The organism is Variovorax sp. UC74_104 (assembly GCF_044055375.1).
Lineage (GTDB): Bacteria > Pseudomonadota > Gammaproteobacteria > Burkholderiales > Burkholderiaceae_C > Variovorax.
Genome location: NZ_CP171978.1, coordinates 4,573,321 through 4,589,975, shown reverse-complemented (window position 1 = coordinate 4,589,975; position 16,655 = coordinate 4,573,321). Strand labels below are relative to the sequence as shown.

Here is a 16,655-nt window from a genome sequence, read left to right as displayed (position 1 = left end):
GTGCTAGGCGCGAAGCGCCGCCCGAACCTTGTCCCCCAACCCACGCAGCCGCTCCACCGGCTCGTTGGAAAACACGAAGCGCAGGTATTGCGCCCCATGCGTCTCGCCCCAGCCCTTCATCGCGGTGGCGCAGACGCGGTGCTTGAGCAGGCGCTCCGACAGCGTCTGCCCGTCGATGCCGAAATCGTCCGTGCGCAGCAGCAGCGACCAGCCGCCGCCCGGCACCCCCACCGGCAGGCCCTTGAGTTCGTCCAGCACCGTGTCGCGCCGCCGCTCCAGCTCCGCCACGTAGGGCGCGAGCGTGCGGGGCGATTGCTCCAGCGCGGTGGCCACCGCATCCTGCGCGATGCCGACCGGCACCACCACGTTGGCGAGCGACACGGCCACGAGGTCGGGCATGTAGCTCTCGGGCGCCACGGTCCAGCCCACGCGCCAGCCGATCATGCGCAGTTCCTTGGCCGATGAGCCCACCGTGATCGTGCGCTCGGCCATGCCGGGCAGGCCGGCGGGATGGATGACTTTGCGGCCGTCGTACAGCAGGCGCTCCATCGCGGTGTCGAGGATCAGCGTGATGTCGTGCTGCACGCACAGCGCGGCGATGGCGCGCCAGTCCTCCTCGTCGAAGCAACCGCCCGAGGGCATCGAGGGCGACATCAGCAGCATGGTGCGCACGCGCGGGCCGACTGCCCGCTGCAGTGCTTCGCGGTCGAGCTTCCATTCGCCGCCGGGCGTGAAGCTGAAGGGCACGTACTTCGGCGTGCCGCCCGCGAGGCGGATGCGGTTGAGCAGGCCTGCGTAGGTCGGGTCGGTCACCAGCACCTCGTCGCCGACTTCGACGGTCGCGAGCAGCGCATTGAGGATGCCCGAGAGCCCGCCCGCCGAGATCACGCAGTTGCGCGCGCCGCTGTACGCCACGCCCGACAGCGCGGACACATGCCGCGCCGCCACGTCGCGCAGCCGCGACTGGCCGACGAAGGGCAGGTAGCTGTTGTCCGGGTCGAACGCTGCAGCCTGCACGGTGCGCGCGACGGCCTCGGGGTCGGGCGGGATGTCGACGTCGAGGTTCTCCAGCCGCAGGAAGGGCGGGCCGCTGGCGTCGTCGGCGATGGCGCCCATGCGGTCGACGCCGATGCCGGCGATGTGTTCGAGTCGGGCGGGGCGGTGGCGTGGCATGGGCGTATCTCCTGTCTCCGTTTCAAGGGGATCGGCTTGATCGTTACGGGGTTGGCTTGCGCTGGCGGGCCTGACGTTGCGGCGGGCCGCTCGCCTCATTCTCTTCGCCGGGCGGCTGCAGCAGCAACACCGATTGGCGCTCTTGCACCGTCTCGCGCAGGAAGTTCCACACCGCCTGCATGCGCGCGAGGTGCTTGGTCTCCGCCGGCATCGACATCCAGAAGGTGCGCGTGAAGTTCGCCTGCCCGGGCAGGACGGGGCGCAGCGCGCTGTCGTGCTCGGCGAGGAAGGCCGGCAGCACCGCGATGCCCGCGCCGGCCGCCACCGCGCTGTGCTGCGCGAGCACGCTGGTGCTGCGCAGCGCGAAGGCGTCGGGGCGATGCAGCTCGTCGAGATACTGCAGCTCCTTGCTGAAGAGCAGGTCGTCCACGTAGCTGATGAAGGTGTGGCCGCGCAGGTCCTCGCGGGTGCGGATCGGCTTGTGCGCCGACAGGTATTGCTTCGACGCGTACAGGCGCAGCGTGTAGTCGGTGAGCTTGGCGACCACCACCGGCCCGCGCGCCGGGCGTTCGAGCGAGATCACGATGTCGGCCTCGCGCCGCGACAGGTGCACCAGGCGCGGCATCGCGAGCAGGTCGATGGTGAGCTTCGGGTGCCGTACCGCGAACGATGCGAGCTGCGGCGCCAGCACCACCGTGCCGAAGCCCTCGGTCGCGCCGATGCGCACCAGCCCCGAAAGGCCTTCCTGCGAAGCCGGCGCCGTGCTCTCCACCGCCTGGAACGCGCTCTCCATCGCCTCGACCTGCGGCTGCAGCCGCCGGCCCGCCTCGGTGAGCCGGTGGCCGCCCGATTCGCGCGAGAAGAGCGGGGCGCCGACCTCCTTCTCGAGCGCCTGGATCCGCCGCGCCACCGTCGTGTGGTCGACCTCCAGCCGCCGTGCCGCGCTCATCAGCGTGCCCGAGCGGGCCAGCTCCAGGAAGTACCGCAGGTTGTCCCAGTCCATGTGCTTTCGTGCTTCAGGTCGAATCGGGTGGAAGGCTTTGCATTTTTGCAAAGTCGTCGCGCAATTTTGTCTATTGTCATGGCAAATCTGCAAAGCTAGGATGCGTGACCGACCCGGCCTTCCGGGCACCGATTTCACAGGATTCACAGGAGACAAACCCCATGGACGCCACCACCACGCCCTCGACCCAGGTCGCCACCGTCAAGCTGCTGATCGGCGGCAAGCTGGTCGAATCGAAGACCACCGAATGGCGCGACGTCGTCAACCCGGCCACGCAGGAAGTGCTGGCGCGCGTTCCCTTCGCCACGCAGGCCGAGCTCGATGCGGCAGTCGCTTCCGCCAAGGAAGCCTTCAAGACCTGGCGCAAGACGCCCATCGGCGCCCGCGCGCGCATCTTCCTGAAGCTGCAGCAGCTCATCCGCGAGAACATGGGCGAACTGGCCGCGATCCTCACGGCCGAGCAGGGCAAGACGCTGCCCGATGCCGAAGGCGACGTGTTCCGCGGCCTCGAAGTGGTCGAGCACGCATCGAACATCGGCAACCTGCAGCTGGGCGAACTGGCCAACAACGTGGCCAACGGCGTCGACACCTACACGCTGCTGCAGCCGCTGGGCGTGTGCGCCGGCATCACGCCGTTCAACTTCCCGGCCATGATCCCGCTGTGGATGTTCCCGATGGCCATCGTCACCGGCAACACCTTCGTGCTCAAGCCCTCCGAGCAGGACCCGATGGTCACCATGCGCCTGTGCGAACTGGCACTCGAGGCCGGCGTGCCCCCCGGCGTGCTGAACGTGGTGCATGGCGGCGAGGCCGTGGTCAACGGCATCTGCGACCACAAGGACATCAAGGCGATCAGCTTCGTCGGCTCCACCAAGGTCGGCACGCACGTCTACAACCGCGCCACGCTGGCCGGCAAGCGCGTGCAATGCATGATGGGTGCGAAGAACCATGCCATCGTGATGCCCGACGCCAACAAGGAGCAGACGCTCAACGCACTGGCCGGCGCGAGCTTCGGCGCCGCGGGCCAGCGCTGCATGGCGGTGTCGGTGGCGGTGCTGGTGGGCGAGGCGCGCAACTGGGTGCCCGAGCTGATCGAGAAGGCGAAGACGCTGAAGGTCGGCGCCGGCATCGACAAGGGCGTGGACGTGGGCCCGCTGGTCTCGTGCGCCGCCTACGACCGCGTGAACAGCCTCATCGAGCGCGGCGAAGCCGACGGCGCGAAGCTGGTGCTCGACGGCCGCAAGCCGACGGTGCCCGGCTACGAGAAGGGCAACTTCGTCGGCCCGACGATCTTCACCGGCGTGAAGCCCGGCATGACGATCTACGACCAGGAAATCTTCGGCCCCGTGCTGTGCGTCGCGGACGCCGAGAACATCGACGAGGCCATCGAGTTGATCAACAGCAACCCCAACGGCAACGGCACGGCGATCTTCACGCAGTCGGGCGCCGCGGCGCGCCGCTTCCAGGAAGACATCGACGTGGGCCAGGTGGGCATCAACGTGCCGATCCCGGTGCCCGTGCCGATGTTCTCGTTCACCGGCTCGCGCGCTTCGAAGCTCGGCGACCTGGGCCCGTACGGCAAGCAGGTCGTGCTGTTCTACACGCAGACCAAGACGGTGACGGCGCGCTGGTTCGACGACAGCACCGTCTCGCACGGCGTGAACACGACCATCAGCCTGAAATAAGCTCGCCCCCAGGCTCCCGGGGCCACATCTGCGATCCGGCAAGGCCGGCTGCGCGATGTCCCCGGAAAGAGGACTCGAGAAATGATCTGCTGTGGGGCACCAATTGGACTTTGAACTTTCCGAGGAGCAGCGCGCCTTCGCCGAGACGGCGCGCGATTTCGCTCAGGCTGAATTCGCACCGCATGCGGCGCAGTGGGACGCGCAAGCCATCTTCCCCAGGGAAGCGATCGCCAAGGCTGGCGAGCTGGGCTTCTGCGGCCTCTATGCGCCCGAGCGCATCGGCGGCCTCGGCCTGCCGCGGCTCGACTCTGCGCTGGTATTCGAGGAGATGGCCGCAGTCGACCCTTCGACCACTGCCTTCATCACCATCCACAACATGGCGACGTGGATGCTCGGCACCTGGGCGACCGACGAGGTGGCGAAGCAATGGGGCGAGGACCTGACGAGCGGGCGCAAGCTGGCCTCCTATTGCCTGACCGAGCCCGGCGCTGGCTCGGATGCCGGCTCGCTCAAGACGCGCGCCGAACTGCAGGGCGCCGAGTACGTCATCAACGGCGGCAAGGCCTTCATCTCCGGCGCGGGCTCGACCGAAGTGCTGGTGCTGATGGCGCGCACGGGCGGCGCGGGTGCGAGCGGCATCTCGGCCTTCGCGGTGCCGGCCGACGCGCCGGGCATCAGCTACGGCAAGAAGGAGCACAAGATGGGCTGGAACAGCCAGCCCACGCGCACCATCAACTTCGACAACGTGCGCATTCCCGCGCAGAACCTGCTGGGCAAGGAGGGCGAGGGCTTCCGCATCGCCATGAAGGGGCTGGACGGCGGGCGCATCAACATCGCGACCTGTTCAGTGGGCGCGGCGCAGGGCGCGCTCGACGCCGCGCGCCGCTACCTGCACGAGCGCCAGCAGTTCGGCAAGCCGCTCGCGAGCTTCCAGGCGCTGCAGTTCAAGCTGGCCGACATGGCGACCGAACTTGTCGCGGCCCGGCAGATGGTGCGGCTCGCGGCCTCCAGGCTCGACGCCGGCCATGCCGACGCCAGCACCTACTGCGCAATGGCCAAGCGCTTCGCGACCGACGCCGGCTTCAACGTCTGTAACGACGCGCTGCAGCTGCACGGCGGCTACGGCTACCTCGGCGAATTTCCGCTGGAGCGCCTCGTGCGCGATACGCGCGTGCACCAGATCCTCGAAGGCACGAACGAGATCATGCGCGTGATCGTTGCGCGAAAATTGCTGGAAGGGGACAGCGACATCCGCTGAAGCCCTGCATCCAGAACCTCTCAAGACAATGACCGACTCCGTAGTTCTTTTCGACGAAATCAAGACCGCTGGCGGCCAGCGCTTCGCGGTGGCCACGCTCAATGCGCCGGCTTCGCTCAATGCGCTGTCCGTGGACATGGTGCGGCTGCTCACGCCCAAGCTGCGCGAGTGGGCGAGCGACGCCGGCATCGTTGGCGTGCTGCTCCAGGCCGCAGGCGAGAAGGCCTTCTGCGCCGGCGGCGACCTGCGCCAGCTCTACCGGACGCTGCTCGACTGCGGCCCCGAACGCAACACCTACGCCGAGGACTTCTTCCGCGAGGAGTACGAGCTCGACTACCTGATCCACACCTTCCCCAAGCCCTTCCTGTGCTGGGGCCACGGCATCGTGATGGGCGGCGGCGTGGGCCTGCTGGCGGGTGCTTCGCATCGCGTGATGACGCTGCAAAGCCGCATCGCCATGCCCGAGATCAACATCGGCCTGTACCCCGACGTGGGCGGCAGCTGGTTCCTGCGCCGCACGCCGGGCCGCACCGGGCTGTTCCTGGCGCTCACCGCCGCGAACATCAACGCGGCCGACACCATCTTCTGCGGCCTTGCCGACGTGCTGGTGCCGCAGGAGCGCAAGGGTGAAGTGCTCGAAGCCATCGCCGCCACCCGATGGGCCGGCGACGACAAGGCCGACCGCGCCACGCTGTCGCGCATCCTCGCCAAGGCGGGCGAGGGCGCCGAGAAGCCGGCATCGAAGGTGCGCGAGCACTACGACACCATCAATGCGCTGATGGCGGGCGACGACCTGCTCGACATCTCGAAGCGCCTGCGCGAGCTGCAAAGCGACGACGCATGGCTGCAGACCGCGGCCAAGACCTTCGCCAAGGGCGCGCCCAGCTCGGCCGCGCTGAGCTTCGAGCTGTGGCAACGCGTTCTGCGCATGTCGCTGGCCGAGGTGTTCCGCCTCGAATACTGGGCCTCGCTCGGTTTCTGCGCGCACAAGGACTTCGCCGAAGGCATCCGTGCTGTTCTGGTCGACAAGGACCGCAACCCGCGCTGGAACCCGGCCACGCTCGAAGAGATCACGCCAGCCTTCATCGAAGACCACCTGCGTCCGCGCGGCGAGATGCCCGCAGAGCTGGCGTCGCTGGCCTGAGCTTCACCTTTCCTGCACAGAACAACGGAGACAAGACAAATGAAGATCGCATTCATCGGCCTCGGCAACATGGGTGGCCCGATGGCCATGAACCTGCTCAAGGCCGGCCACACGCTCGCCGCCTTCGACCTCTCGAAGGAAGCCTGCGCCAAGTTCGGCGCCGATGGCCTGCCCATCGCCAGGTCGGCAGTCGAGGCAGTGGCCGATGCCGAGGTCGTCATCAGCATGCTTCCGGCCAGTGCGCACGTCGAAGGCCTGTTCCTGGGCGGCGCGGGCAAGCCCGGGCTGCTGGAGAGCATTCGCGCAGGCTCGCTGGTGATCGACAGCAGCACCATCGCGGCCGCGACCTCGCGCAAGGTGGCCGAGGCGGCGGCTGCGAAGGGCATCGCGATGATCGATGCGCCGGTGTCCGGCGGCACGGGCGGCGCCATCGCGGGCACGCTGACCTTCATGGTCGGCGGCGAGACGCAGGACCTGGAGCGCGCACGCCCGGTGCTCGAAGAAGATGGGCGCCAACATCTTCCATGCCGGCGCGGCCGGCGCGGGGCAGACCGCGAAGATCTGCAACAACATGCTGCTGGGCATCCTGATGATCGGCACCTCCGAGGCGCTGGCACTGGGCGTGGCCAACGGGCTCGATCCGAAGGTGCTGTCGGAGATCATGCGCCGCAGCTCGGGCGGCAACTGGGCCCTCGAGAAGTACAACCCGATGCCCGGCGTGATGGAGACCGCACCCGCCTCGAAGAACTACGCCGGCGGCTTCGGCACCGACTTGATGCTCAAGGACCTGGGGCTGGCCCAGGAGAACGCCACCGCCGTGCGTGCCGCCACGCCGCTGGGCGGGCTGGCGCGCAGCCTGTACGCGGCCCACAGTCTTGCGGGCCATGGTGCGCTCGATTTCTCTAGCGTGCTGAAGCTGGTGCAGAAGGCTTCCTGAGCCCGCTGCGTCGATCGACCCGGTTCAGCTGTAGCGCGATTGCAGCAGCCACAGCAGGCCGAGCACGACCACGAGTAGCACGGCGAACAGAACCCAGGCGCGGGTGAATGCCTGCGTTTCGGTGAGTTCGGCCTGCGAGGCCGCCGCGGCGGGCGCGCTGGCGGTTACGTCGGGTTGCGGTTGTGTCATTTCCCCACTGTACAGCGCAGTCTGCCGGCCGGGGCCGGCTTTGCATTGGCATCCATCCGCGACATCGACCGCACGGTGGTGGCCGCCACCATGTTGGCTCCCACGCTGAAGAGGATTGGCGGAAGGTAGCTGCTACCGGTCGGGCGATGCGGCGCGATCAGACGGCGGCGAGAAAGGCGTCCGCGTCGCCACCTTCGCATTTCCAGTCGGCGAAGACGCCGACCAGGCTGCAGCTGGTGCAGCGGCAGCCGAGGTAATACCAGCGCACGTCGTTGCTGTCGGCGTAGAGCGCCACGCCCGACAGCAGCTCGAAGGACTCCTCGCCGCAGACGCATTCGTGGCCCTCGAACTCTGCCTCGTCCGCGTACTCGGCGCTGTCGCCCATCAGATGCACGCTGCCGCAGGCGGTGCAGGTGCGCCGTGCCGCGCCTTCTTCCTCGTCGCTTTCGAGCCTGAACGCGCGGTGGCCGCAGCCGCATGCCGATGCGGCGAAGCGCGTTGCCGCATAGACGTTGGCCTTGCTGTAGCGCTGCATCTCGGCCCGCGTGTCTTCGGGGCCGTCGCCGTACCAGTAGCGGCCTTTCTTCTTCAGAGCCATCGGGTCTTCCTCTTTCCTCTGGTTGGTGTTCGGGGGATTCTGCCGCGCGCCGCTACAACAGCTCGATCCCCGGCAGGCTCTTGAAGCAGCTCTCGCGCGTGACGCGCACGAAGTCGGCGAGCCAGGGCTGTGCCGAGGTGCCCTGCGCGCACGCCATGTAGAGCCGCCCGGTCAGCCCCTTGCTGCCCACGCGGCGCGCCGTGACATAGCCCCGGTCGAGGTAGTTCTGCACCGCCCACAGCGGCAGCGTCGCCACGCCGCGCCCGCTGGCCACCAGCTGCAGCATCGCGACCGTGAGCTCGGTGGTGCGCCTGTGGGCGGGCTCCACGCCGGCGGGGGCCAGCACCTGGCGAACGATGTCGAGCATGTCGTCGGGCACCGGGTAGGTGATGAGCGTCTGGTCGGCGAAGTGCCGCGCCGTGAGGTACGGCCTGGCTGTCAGCGGATGGTCGTTGGCGAGCAGCGCCATGATCTCGAAGCGGAAGAGCGCGTGGTAGTCCACGGTTTCGCCGGGGTCCTGCTCGGACACGATGGCCACTTCGGCGCGGTTCTGCATCACCAGCGCGATAGGGTCGGGGTGGAAGCCCGAGACGATGTCGAGCTCGATCTCGGGCCAGCGCTGGCGGAAGGCGTCCATGGCCGGCATGAGCCAGTCGAAGCAGGTGTGGCACTCGACCACGATGCGCAATTGGCCGCTGCGCCCCAGCGCGAGCCGTGCCACGTCGCGCTCGGCTTCCTCGATCAACGGCAAGGCGGTGTCGGCCAGTTGCAGCAGCCGCAGGCCAGTGGTGCTGAACTGCGGCGGCACCGACTTGCGCTCGAAGAGCTGGGCGCCGTAGCGGTCTTCGAGCAGCTTGACCTGGTGCGACAGGGCCGACTGGGTGAGGTTGAGCAGCTGCGCCGCGCGCACGAGGCTGCCGGTGTCGCGCAGCGCGACGAGCGTGCGCAGGTGGCGGATTTCAAGTATCGATTGCTGCATGAAAAATATTCAATCGAAAGAGCAAAAGGTTTCGTTTGAATCATATGCCTCAAACGCCGACCATCGCTGGCTCACAAGATTTCCAAGATCAGCGACCGGACTACCTGCAAATGACTACCCGTATTCACACCCTCGGCTTTCCGCGCATGGGCGCGCACCGGGAACTCAAGTTCGCCCTCGAGAAGCACTGGCGCGGCGAGATCGACCGGGCCGCGCTCGAAGCGGTCGGCGAGGAACTGCGCGCGCGCCAGTGGCAGGCCCAGCGCGATGCGGGGCTCGACTTCGTGACGGTGGGCGACTTCGCCTACTACGACCTTGTGGCCAACCACATCCAGCTGCTTGGCTGCGAGCCCGAGCGCTTCGGCTTCCATGGCGACGAGCCCGAGCTCTCGCGCTATTTCAAGATGGCGCGCGGCGTGGAGAGCGAAGCCGGCCACGTCCACGACGAGAGCTGCAACCACGGCACCGAAGGCACTTTCGCGCTGGAGATGACGAAGTGGTTCGACACCAACTACCACTACCTCGTGCCTGAGTTCAAGGCAGCCACGCAGTTCAGGCTCGGCTCGACGCGCCTCTTCGACGAAGTGGCGCAGGCGCAGCAGGCCGGCCATGCGGTCAAGGCCGTGCTGCTGGGGCCGCTGAGCTTCCTGTACCTGGGCAAGGAAAAGGAAGCCGGCTTCGACCGTTTCTCGCTGCTCGATTCGCTCCTGCCCGTGTACGAACAGGTGCTCACGCGGCTGAAGCAGCAGGGCGTGGAGTGGGTTCAGATCGACGAGCCCATCCTGGGCCTCGACCTGCCCGATGCATGGCGCAACGCCTTCGAGCGCGCCTACTGGCAGCTCGCCCGCAGCGCACCGAAGCTGCTGCTGGCCACGTATTTCTCGCCGCTGTCGGACAACCTGCGCCTGGCCTGCCAGCTGCCGGTGGCCGGCCTGCACGTCGACGCGGTGCGTTCGCCGCAGGAGCTCACCGGCGTGGCCGACTGGCTGCCGGCGCACAAGGTGCTGTCGGTCGGCGTGGTGGACGGGCGCAACATCTGGCGCACCGACGTCGATGCGGCGCTCGCCAAGCTCAGGCAGGTGGCCGGGAAGCACCAGGGGGAGCTGTGGATCGCGCCGTCGTGCTCGCTGCTGCATGTGCCTTTCAGCCTGGCGGCGGAGACGAAACTCGATGCAGAGCTGAAGTCCTGGCTCGCCTTCGCCGTGGAGAAGCTCGACGAGCTGCGCGTGCTGCGCGCGGCGCTCGATGGCGACGAAGCGTCCGTCGCGGCGGAGCTCGCCGCGGCCCGCGCAGCGGTGGAAACGCGCCGCAGCAGCCCGCGCGTGCACCGCGCCGACGTGGCCCTGCGCCTCGCGCGCAGCGTGGCCGGCGACGACAGCCGCGTCTCGTCCTTCGGCATGCGCCAGCTGGTGCAGCGCACGCGCTTCGCGCTGCCCGCGCTGCCGACCACCACCATCGGATCTTTCCCGCAGACTGGCGACATCCGCGCCGCACGCGCCGCCTTCAAGCGCGGCGAACTCGACGCGGCCGGCTACCGCGAGAAGATGCGTGTCGAGATCGCGCTCGCGGTGCGCAAGCAGGAAGAGCTTGGCATCGACGTGCTGGTGCATGGCGAGGCCGAGCGCAACGACATGGTCGAGTACTTCGGCGAGCAGCTCGACGGCTTCGCCTTCACCGCCAACGGCTGGGTGCAGTCGTACGGCTCGCGCTGCGTGAAGCCGCCGGTGATCTTCGGCGACGTGGCACGCCCCGCGCCGATGACGGTCGAATGGACCGCCTACGCGCAAAGCCTCACCAAGCTGCCGATGAAGGGCATGCTGACCGGCCCCGTCACCATCCTGCAGTGGTCCTTCGTGCGCGACGACCAGCCACGTGCCACCACCTGCGAGCAGATCGCATGGGCCATCCGCGACGAGGTGGTCGATCTGGAGAGCGCGAGCATCGGCATCATCCAGATCGACGAGCCGGCCATCCGCGAAGGCTTGCCGCTGCGCCGTGCCGGATGGCCCGCGTACCTGAAATCGGCCACGCGCGCCTTCCGCATCAGCGCCTCGGGCGTGCGCGACGAGACGCAGATCCACACGCACATGTGCTATTCCGAGTTCAACGACATCCTGCCGGAGATCGCGGCGATGGACGCCGACGTGATCACCATCGAGACCAGCCGCTCCGACATGGAACTGCTGCGCGGCTTCGGCGGCGATAGCAACGTTGGCGGCTTCCGCTACCCGAACGAGATCGGCCCGGGCGTGTACGACATCCATTCGCCACGCGTGCCTTCGGTCGAGGAGATCGTGCGCCTCATGCGCAAGGCCGCCGACGTGGTGCCGCCCGCCAACCTGTGGATCAACCCCGATTGCGGCCTCAAGACCCGCGGCTGGCCCGAGACCGAGGCGGCGCTGTCGAACATGGTGGCGGCGGCGAAACTGCTGCGCGAGGAACTGGCGCAGGCCTGACGCACGCAAGAGACCGGGGCGGACGGGGGCAGCGGGAGCGAAGGGCCGGCGTGCCAATAATGGCGCCATGCTTTCCCTGAACCGTTTCCTTCTCTTCCGTTTCTCCCTGTTGCTTCTCTTGCTCCCGGCCCCCTTGATGGTCTGGGCGCAAAGCCGTGCGGAGGCGCTGCTGCAGTTCGAAGGCGTGCAGCAGCGCTACCAGGCTTCCTACGGGCCCGGTGCCGTCTCGCGAGGCGCCAGGGAACTGCTCGACCCCGACGACCAGGCCATCGCCGACAAGGCGCTCAAGGCCCTGGACACGGCAGCGGCCCGCGCCTTCAACACCAACGCGTCGGTGGCGGCCATCCAGCAGGAAGTTGCATCGGCTGGTAACGGCGGCGCGGCACCCAGCCCGCAGCTGCTCGCAGCCGTGGCGCGCTTCGCGAAGCTGCGTACCGACTACGCAGCGATGAGCGATGCCGGCAAGGCCGAGTTCTTCAACCGCGAGCGCGCCAAGCCCGTCGACCCTGCACGTGCCGAACTGCTGGAGCGCATGGCCGTGGCCGACGTGCGCGAGATCGATTTCTCCAGCCAGTTGCTGATGAGCGCGGTCGTCAAGCAGCTGGCGCGCGGCAACGGCGGCCAGTTCAGCTCGCTGCCCGACCGCACGCTCGACATGGCCCTCGACACGCTCTGGTCGCGCGGCGTGACTTCGACCCGCCCGCGCAACCTGATGCTCGTGGCGCGCGAATTCGAGAGGCAGGTGACGCAGGCGCAGCTCGCCGCGCTGCCCGATGCCGACGTTGCTGTTTTGCTGGCATGGCGCAACGATCCGCAGGCGGCGGCCGAGCGCGAGGCGCTGGTGGGCACCTACCGCGCCGAGGTCAAGGGCAGCGGCGGCGTCGCGCTGCGCACGCTGATACGTGCCTGGCCGCGTTCCTGATCCCGAGGCTGCTGCTGGGGCAAATCCCGAGGCCAAAGCCTCCCCAGGAGCGTGCAATGGGCGCTGTACCTGACAACGACTCACAACACGCAGGAGACTTCCCATGCTTTCCAACCGCATCGCATCGCTCGCCGTCGGGCTGGCCGTGTCCGTCCTCGCCCAGGGTGCCGCCGCGCAGGCCTGGCCCACCAAGCCGATCAGGCTGGTCGTTCCCTTTTCCGCAGGCGGCGCCAACGACCTGATGGCGCGCGCGGCGGCAGAAGGCGCATCGAAGCAGCTGGGGCAGCCGGTGATCGTAGACAACAAGCCGGGCGCGGGCGCGGTCCTCGGTGCCGACGTGGTCGCCAAGAGCGCGCCCGACGGCTACACCTTCCTGGTGAGCGCGGCCGGCGTGGTGTCGAACAGCATGATCAAGAAGAGCATGCCGTACAAGGACGAGGCGCTCGTGCCGGTGGCCATGATCGGTCTGGCGCCCTCGGTGATCGTGGTGCCGGCCAATGCGCCCTACAAGGACCTGAAGGAGTTCGTCGCCGCCTCGAAGAAGTCGGCCAACGGCTTCCACTGGGCCACCGCCGGCACCGGCAGCACGCCGCACTTCGTCGAGGGCATCCTGCAGACGAAGTACGGCGGCAAGCTCGACGTGGTGCCCTACAAGAGCGGCTCGGAGTCGATCACCGCGGTGCTCGGCAACCAGGTCGAGGCCACCTCCGAGGCCAGCATCGTGGTGCTGCCCTACGCGAAGAGCGGCAAGCTCAAGGCGCTGGCGGGCACGTGGACGCAGCGCATCTCGGCCTACCCCGAGCTGCCGACGGCAGCGGAGGAGGGCTTCCCCGAAATCCGCATCGCCCACTGGGCCGGCGTGCACGCGCCGCGCGGCACGCCCGACGCGATCATGGACAAGATGGCCGCGGCCGTCGACGCCGCGATGAAGTCGCCCGAGACCGCGAAGCGCCTGAAGGACATGGGCATCGAGCCCGTCGGCGGCACGCGCGCGAGCTTTGCCAAGTTCGTCGACGAGGAGCGCGCGCGGCTCGGCAGCGTGGTCAAGGCCACGGGCATGAAGGAAGACTGAGCCGATGCCCCGGAATCGGGTGCGTCGGCTGGCACGCAACGTGCATTGCACTTAACACCTTTTGCCGAAGTGCAAGGGCTGGCCGGCAAGTTCCGCTTGACGGTCTAGAGGAAAAGTATGCAAACTGCGCGCGTTTTCGACGACTGAAAGGGCACTTGGATTAGCGTTGTCTAAAAGTTCCCGGTCATTGTTTCAATTTCGTGAACACTGCGATTCATTCTCCATAGGGTTTGCCCTAGGTTTCGTGGTGCACACTTGCGGCACCAAAAGCCCAATGAAGAAGGAATTGAAATGAAGACCTCGAACATCCTCGCCGCCGCCGCTCTGTCCCTGCTCGCCGCTGCTGGCGCTCACGCAGAAACCTACGAAGGCGTTCAGCCCCTGACTTCCGGCTACAGCCGCGCCGACGTGGCGCCCCAGGCCGCCGCAGCCGCCCGTGCCGGCAACGCCTACGGCGACAACGAAGGCGCCGCTTCGACCGCCACCCCCGCTCTGGCCGCTTCGGTCGACCGCGCCACCGTCCGCAGCCAGGCCGTCGCCGCTGCACACGCTCCTGGCCAGAACCTGCGTCCCGAAACCTTCGCCGGCAGCGTGATCCCCGCGCAAGCCAAGGGCCTGACCTTCACGCGTCAAGCCGGCCTGTAATTCGACGCGGCGCAAGCCGCTTCATCGAATCACAAGTCACACATCGGGAAAGACCGGACCTGCGAAAGCAGCGTCCGGTTTTTTCATTGGGGCTTCGGTTTGTGTTTCGCCCCGTGCCGGTGGCAATCGTGCGCGTGGTCGTCCACGATGCCGGTGGCCTGCATCCAGGCGTAGACGATCACCGGCCCCACGAACTTGAAGCCGCGCTTCTTCAGCGCCGCCGAGATGTCTTCCGACAGCGGCGTCTTCACCGGCACGCTTCCGGTGCGGTTCACGATGGGCTTGCCGCCCGCCATGCCCCAGATGAATTCAGAGAAGTCCTCGCCCTTGGCCTGCATCGCGAGGTAGGCGCGGGCGTTGCCGATGGTCGCCTCGATCTTCGAGCGCGAGCGCACGATGCCGGCATCCTGCATCAGCCGCTCGACGTCGGCCTCGGTGAACCTGGCGATCTTCTCGGGCACGAAGCCCTTGAAGGCCTTGCGGAAGGCATCGCGCTTGCGCAGGATGGTGAGCCACGAGAGCCCGGCCTGGAAGCCGTCGAGCATCAGCTTTTCCCACAGCGCGCGGCTGTCTCGCTCGGGCACGCCCCATTCGGCGTCGTGATAGGCCATCAGCAGCGGGTCGGTCTGGGCCCAGGCGCAGCGGATCTTGTCGGTGCTGTTGCTCATTGTTCTTTCGATTCTTCGCTCGGCTATCGTCGCGGGATGTTTTCAGAATGAGGGGGAGACCCTGATGCAGCAATCTCGATTTTCATTGTCCGCGCTTTCGCTGGGCCTCGCGCTGGCGCTCGGCTCGCTGGCGCATGCCGAAACGATCAGGAAGCCCCAGCTCGATCAGCTCGCCGCCGCATGGCAGGCCGGCAAGCCGCCCGCCGACTTCGATGCCTTCCTTGCCCAGGCGGCGAAGAGCCAGCCCGCGCTGCAGGCCAGCGTGGATGCATACCGCGGCAGCAAGGCATCGCTGGCGGGCGACGATCTCGTCAACGTCGCGCGCCTGCTCGGCCTCTACAACAGGCTGAAGAACCAGCAGGCCGTGATCGCGAGCATCGGCACCATGGTGGCTATCCCGACGGTGCGCAACGTGCAGGTGCCGCCCCACGAAAGTGCGCCGATCATCGAGTTCGGCCAGCTGGTCGAGAAGATGGCGCGCGACTTCGGGCTCGCTTACCGCAACGTCGACAACCGAATCTTCGAAGTCAGCCTGAAGGGCAGGGGCGCGGAGGAGTTCGGCATCCTCACCCATGCCGACGTGGTGCCGGCCGTGCTGTCCGAATGGGTGCTCGACGACGGCACTCGGCTCGACCCGTTCAGGATGACGCGCGTGGGCGACTTCCTCTACGGCCGCGGCACCATCGACGACAAGGGCTCCATCGCGGCGGTGCTCTACGCGATGAAGGCCGTGAAGGAAAGCGGCCTGCCCATCGACCGCAGCATCCGGCTGATGATCGAGACCACCGAGGAGACCGGCGGCGACGCGATGCAGTACTACCGCACGAAGACGCAGCTGCCGGCCTACAACATCGTGCTCGACAGCAAGTACCCGGCGGTGGTGGCCGAGAAGGGCTCGGGCGCGCTGAAGGTGCTGTTCCCCGCGGAAGCGGCCGACGCGGCATCGACAGCGATCACGGCAATGACGGGCGCCGCATCGGCCAATGCGATCTCTCAGACGGCCGCCGCCACGCTCAAGGGCGGCGACCTTGGCGCCGCGCTCGCGAAGCTCGAAGCCGCGAAGCCGGCCTTCCTGCAGAAGTACGAAGGGCAGGGCGGCAAGTTCGCCATCGACATTGCACGCGGCGCCGACAGCATCGAACTGAAGGTGACGGGCCTATCCGCCCACGGCTCGCGGCCCGAGGAGGGCGTGAACCCGCTGCCGCGCCTGGCGCTCTTTCTGCAGGAGTCCGACGTGCCGCTTGCGTCCAACCACTATCTGAAGGCAGTCAAGTACATCGACGCGCTCTACGGCACCGGCTACCTCGGCGAGAAGATGGGACTGGGCTACGCCGACGACTTCATGGGCCCTCTGACCTTCTCGCCCAACCTCGTGCGCATGGGCAGCGACGGCAGGCTCGAAGTCACGGTCAACGCGCGCATGCCTCGCGGTCGAACGCCCGAAGAACTCAAGGCGCAGGTCACGGAGAAGATCAATGCGTGGGCCAACACGAACAAGGTGAAGCTCGAAGTTGCCTACGAGCAGGGCAACTGGATGGCGCGCGACCCGAAGGGTGCATGGCTTTCCACGCTGCTGAACATCTTCGGCGACACCACCGGCCTCGAGGCCAAGCCGGTGCCGACGGCCGGGAGCACCACCGCGAAGCTGATGCCCAACGCCATCAATTTCGGCCCCGCGATGCCGGGCAAAAAGTACACCGCGCACAACGCCAAGGAGTACAAGGAAGTGCCCGACCTCGATGCCGACATGCAGATGTTCACCGAGATGCTGGTGCGCATCGGCAACCTGAAGCAGATGCAGTAGCGAATGCGGCGTTCGCAAACTTAAAGCCGCGCTTTTCGCTTCGTGCGTAACGTTTCTTCGTAGCGCGCGAGGGCCTGTAGCGAGGCGTGGCTCGGGTATCTTTGAAGGCTTCCATTTTTGTG

General features: G+C 67.5%; 14 protein-coding genes and 1 pseudogene. 9 read left to right on the top strand and 6 right to left on the bottom strand.

Annotated features, from left to right (window positions below):
• Positions 1 to 3 precede the first annotated feature (3 nt).
• Positions 4 to 1,173 carry a pyridoxal phosphate-dependent aminotransferase gene (locus ACHMXA_RS21555; protein ID WP_395316341.1) on the bottom strand — a complete coding sequence of 390 codons (1,170 nt, stop codon included), beginning with the start codon at positions 1,171 to 1,173 and terminating at the stop codon, positions 4 to 6.
• Between the two features lie 43 nt (positions 1,174 to 1,216).
• Positions 1,217 to 2,176: a LysR family transcriptional regulator gene (locus ACHMXA_RS21550; RefSeq protein ID WP_395316340.1), complete on the bottom strand. Its 960-nt coding sequence runs from the start codon at positions 2,174 to 2,176 to the stop codon at positions 1,217 to 1,219.
• A gap of 161 nt (positions 2,177 to 2,337) precedes the next feature.
• Here ACHMXA_RS21550 and ACHMXA_RS21545 point away from each other — a divergent pair, with 161 nt between their 5' ends.
• The 4 genes and pseudogenes from ACHMXA_RS21545 to mmsB all read left to right on the top strand — a co-directional run bounded on the left by ACHMXA_RS21545 (position 2,338) and on the right by mmsB (position 7,200).
• Entirely contained in the window at positions 2,338 to 3,861 is a 1,524-nt protein-coding gene (locus ACHMXA_RS21545) for a CoA-acylating methylmalonate-semialdehyde dehydrogenase (protein ID WP_395316339.1), read from the top strand.
• Between the two features lie 103 nt (positions 3,862 to 3,964).
• Positions 3,965 to 5,119, top strand: coding sequence for an acyl-CoA dehydrogenase family protein (locus ACHMXA_RS21540; RefSeq protein WP_395316338.1), 1,155 nt, complete (start codon positions 3,965 to 3,967; stop codon positions 5,117 to 5,119).
• A 28-nt stretch (positions 5,120 to 5,147) separates the two neighbouring features.
• Positions 5,148 to 6,263, top strand: a complete 1,116-nt coding sequence (locus ACHMXA_RS21535) for an enoyl-CoA hydratase/isomerase family protein (protein ID WP_395316337.1) — start codon at positions 5,148 to 5,150, stop codon at positions 6,261 to 6,263.
• A 39-nt stretch (positions 6,264 to 6,302) separates the two neighbouring features.
• Positions 6,303 to 7,200: pseudogene (gene mmsB / locus ACHMXA_RS21530) on the top strand (3-hydroxyisobutyrate dehydrogenase).
• 24 nt (positions 7,201 to 7,224) lie between these two features.
• Here mmsB and ACHMXA_RS21525 read toward each other — a convergent pair.
• The 3 genes from ACHMXA_RS21525 to ACHMXA_RS21515 all read right to left on the bottom strand — a co-directional run bounded on the left by ACHMXA_RS21525 (position 7,225) and on the right by ACHMXA_RS21515 (position 8,966).
• Positions 7,225 to 7,389, bottom strand: a complete 165-nt coding sequence (locus tag ACHMXA_RS21525) for a hypothetical protein (protein WP_176666873.1) — start codon at positions 7,387 to 7,389, stop codon at positions 7,225 to 7,227.
• A gap of 157 nt (positions 7,390 to 7,546) precedes the next feature.
• Entirely contained in the window at positions 7,547 to 7,987 is a 441-nt protein-coding gene (locus ACHMXA_RS21520; protein ID WP_176666872.1) for a hypothetical protein, read from the bottom strand.
• Between the two features lie 52 nt (positions 7,988 to 8,039).
• Positions 8,040 to 8,966 (bottom strand): LysR family transcriptional regulator, encoded by a 927-nt coding sequence (locus ACHMXA_RS21515; RefSeq protein WP_395316336.1) that lies wholly within the window; start codon positions 8,964 to 8,966, stop codon positions 8,040 to 8,042.
• A 110-nt stretch (positions 8,967 to 9,076) separates the two neighbouring features.
• Between ACHMXA_RS21515 and metE the strand changes: the two genes are divergently transcribed.
• The 4 genes from metE to ACHMXA_RS21495 all read left to right on the top strand — a co-directional run bounded on the left by metE (position 9,077) and on the right by ACHMXA_RS21495 (position 14,061).
• Complete coding sequence (gene metE, locus ACHMXA_RS21510; RefSeq protein ID WP_176666870.1) at positions 9,077 to 11,422, top strand: 5-methyltetrahydropteroyltriglutamate--homocysteine S-methyltransferase; 2,346 nt, start codon at positions 9,077 to 9,079, stop codon at positions 11,420 to 11,422.
• Positions 11,423 to 11,558: 136 nt separating this feature from the next.
• Positions 11,559 to 12,344 (top strand): hypothetical protein, encoded by a 786-nt coding sequence (locus ACHMXA_RS21505; protein WP_256099125.1) that lies wholly within the window; start codon positions 11,559 to 11,561, stop codon positions 12,342 to 12,344.
• A 103-nt stretch (positions 12,345 to 12,447) separates the two neighbouring features.
• A complete protein-coding gene (locus tag ACHMXA_RS21500) occupies positions 12,448 to 13,416 on the top strand; it encodes a Bug family tripartite tricarboxylate transporter substrate binding protein (RefSeq protein WP_395316335.1) in 969 nt (322 codons plus the stop codon).
• Between the two features lie 291 nt (positions 13,417 to 13,707).
• Positions 13,708 to 14,061, top strand: coding sequence for an alpha/beta hydrolase (locus ACHMXA_RS21495; RefSeq protein WP_126182217.1), 354 nt, complete (start codon positions 13,708 to 13,710; stop codon positions 14,059 to 14,061).
• An 83-nt stretch (positions 14,062 to 14,144) separates the two neighbouring features.
• Here ACHMXA_RS21495 and ACHMXA_RS21490 read toward each other — a convergent pair whose 3' ends face one another.
• Positions 14,145 to 14,729 (bottom strand): DNA-3-methyladenine glycosylase I, encoded by a 585-nt coding sequence (locus ACHMXA_RS21490; protein ID WP_145758728.1) that lies wholly within the window; start codon positions 14,727 to 14,729, stop codon positions 14,145 to 14,147.
• Between the two features lie 64 nt (positions 14,730 to 14,793).
• On the opposite strand from ACHMXA_RS21490, the gene ACHMXA_RS21485 reads away from it, so the two are divergent.
• Entirely contained in the window at positions 14,794 to 16,533 is a 1,740-nt protein-coding gene (locus tag ACHMXA_RS21485; protein ID WP_395316334.1) for a dipeptidase, read from the top strand.
• Positions 16,534 to 16,655 lie beyond the last annotated feature (122 nt).

Coding starts and splice junctions, on each gene's coding strand:
- ACHMXA_RS21495 (WP_126182217.1), top strand. CDS start 13,708: ATGAAGACCTCGAACATCCTCGCCGCCGCCGCTCTGTCCCTGCTCGCC.
- ACHMXA_RS21505 (WP_256099125.1), top strand. CDS start 11,559: ATGGTCTGGGCGCAAAGCCGTGCGGAGGCGCTGCTGCAGTTCGAAGGC.
- ACHMXA_RS21500 (WP_395316335.1), top strand. CDS start 12,448: ATGCTTTCCAACCGCATCGCATCGCTCGCCGTCGGGCTGGCCGTGTCC.
- ACHMXA_RS21520 (WP_176666872.1), bottom strand. CDS start 7,987: ATGGCTCTGAAGAAGAAAGGCCGCTACTGGTACGGCGACGGCCCCGAA.
- ACHMXA_RS21550 (WP_395316340.1), bottom strand. CDS start 2,176: ATGGACTGGGACAACCTGCGGTACTTCCTGGAGCTGGCCCGCTCGGGC.
- ACHMXA_RS21525 (WP_176666873.1), bottom strand. CDS start 7,389: ATGACACAACCGCAACCCGACGTAACCGCCAGCGCGCCCGCCGCGGCG.
- ACHMXA_RS21485 (WP_395316334.1), top strand. CDS start 14,794: ATGCAGCAATCTCGATTTTCATTGTCCGCGCTTTCGCTGGGCCTCGCG.
- ACHMXA_RS21515 (WP_395316336.1), bottom strand. CDS start 8,966: ATGCAGCAATCGATACTTGAAATCCGCCACCTGCGCACGCTCGTCGCG.
- ACHMXA_RS21555 (WP_395316341.1), bottom strand. CDS start 1,173: ATGCCACGCCACCGCCCCGCCCGACTCGAACACATCGCCGGCATCGGC.
- ACHMXA_RS21545 (WP_395316339.1), top strand. CDS start 2,338: ATGGACGCCACCACCACGCCCTCGACCCAGGTCGCCACCGTCAAGCTG.
- ACHMXA_RS21490 (WP_145758728.1), bottom strand. CDS start 14,729: ATGAGCAACAGCACCGACAAGATCCGCTGCGCCTGGGCCCAGACCGAC.
- metE (WP_176666870.1), top strand. CDS start 9,077: ATGACTACCCGTATTCACACCCTCGGCTTTCCGCGCATGGGCGCGCAC.
- ACHMXA_RS21535 (WP_395316337.1), top strand. CDS start 5,148: ATGACCGACTCCGTAGTTCTTTTCGACGAAATCAAGACCGCTGGCGGC.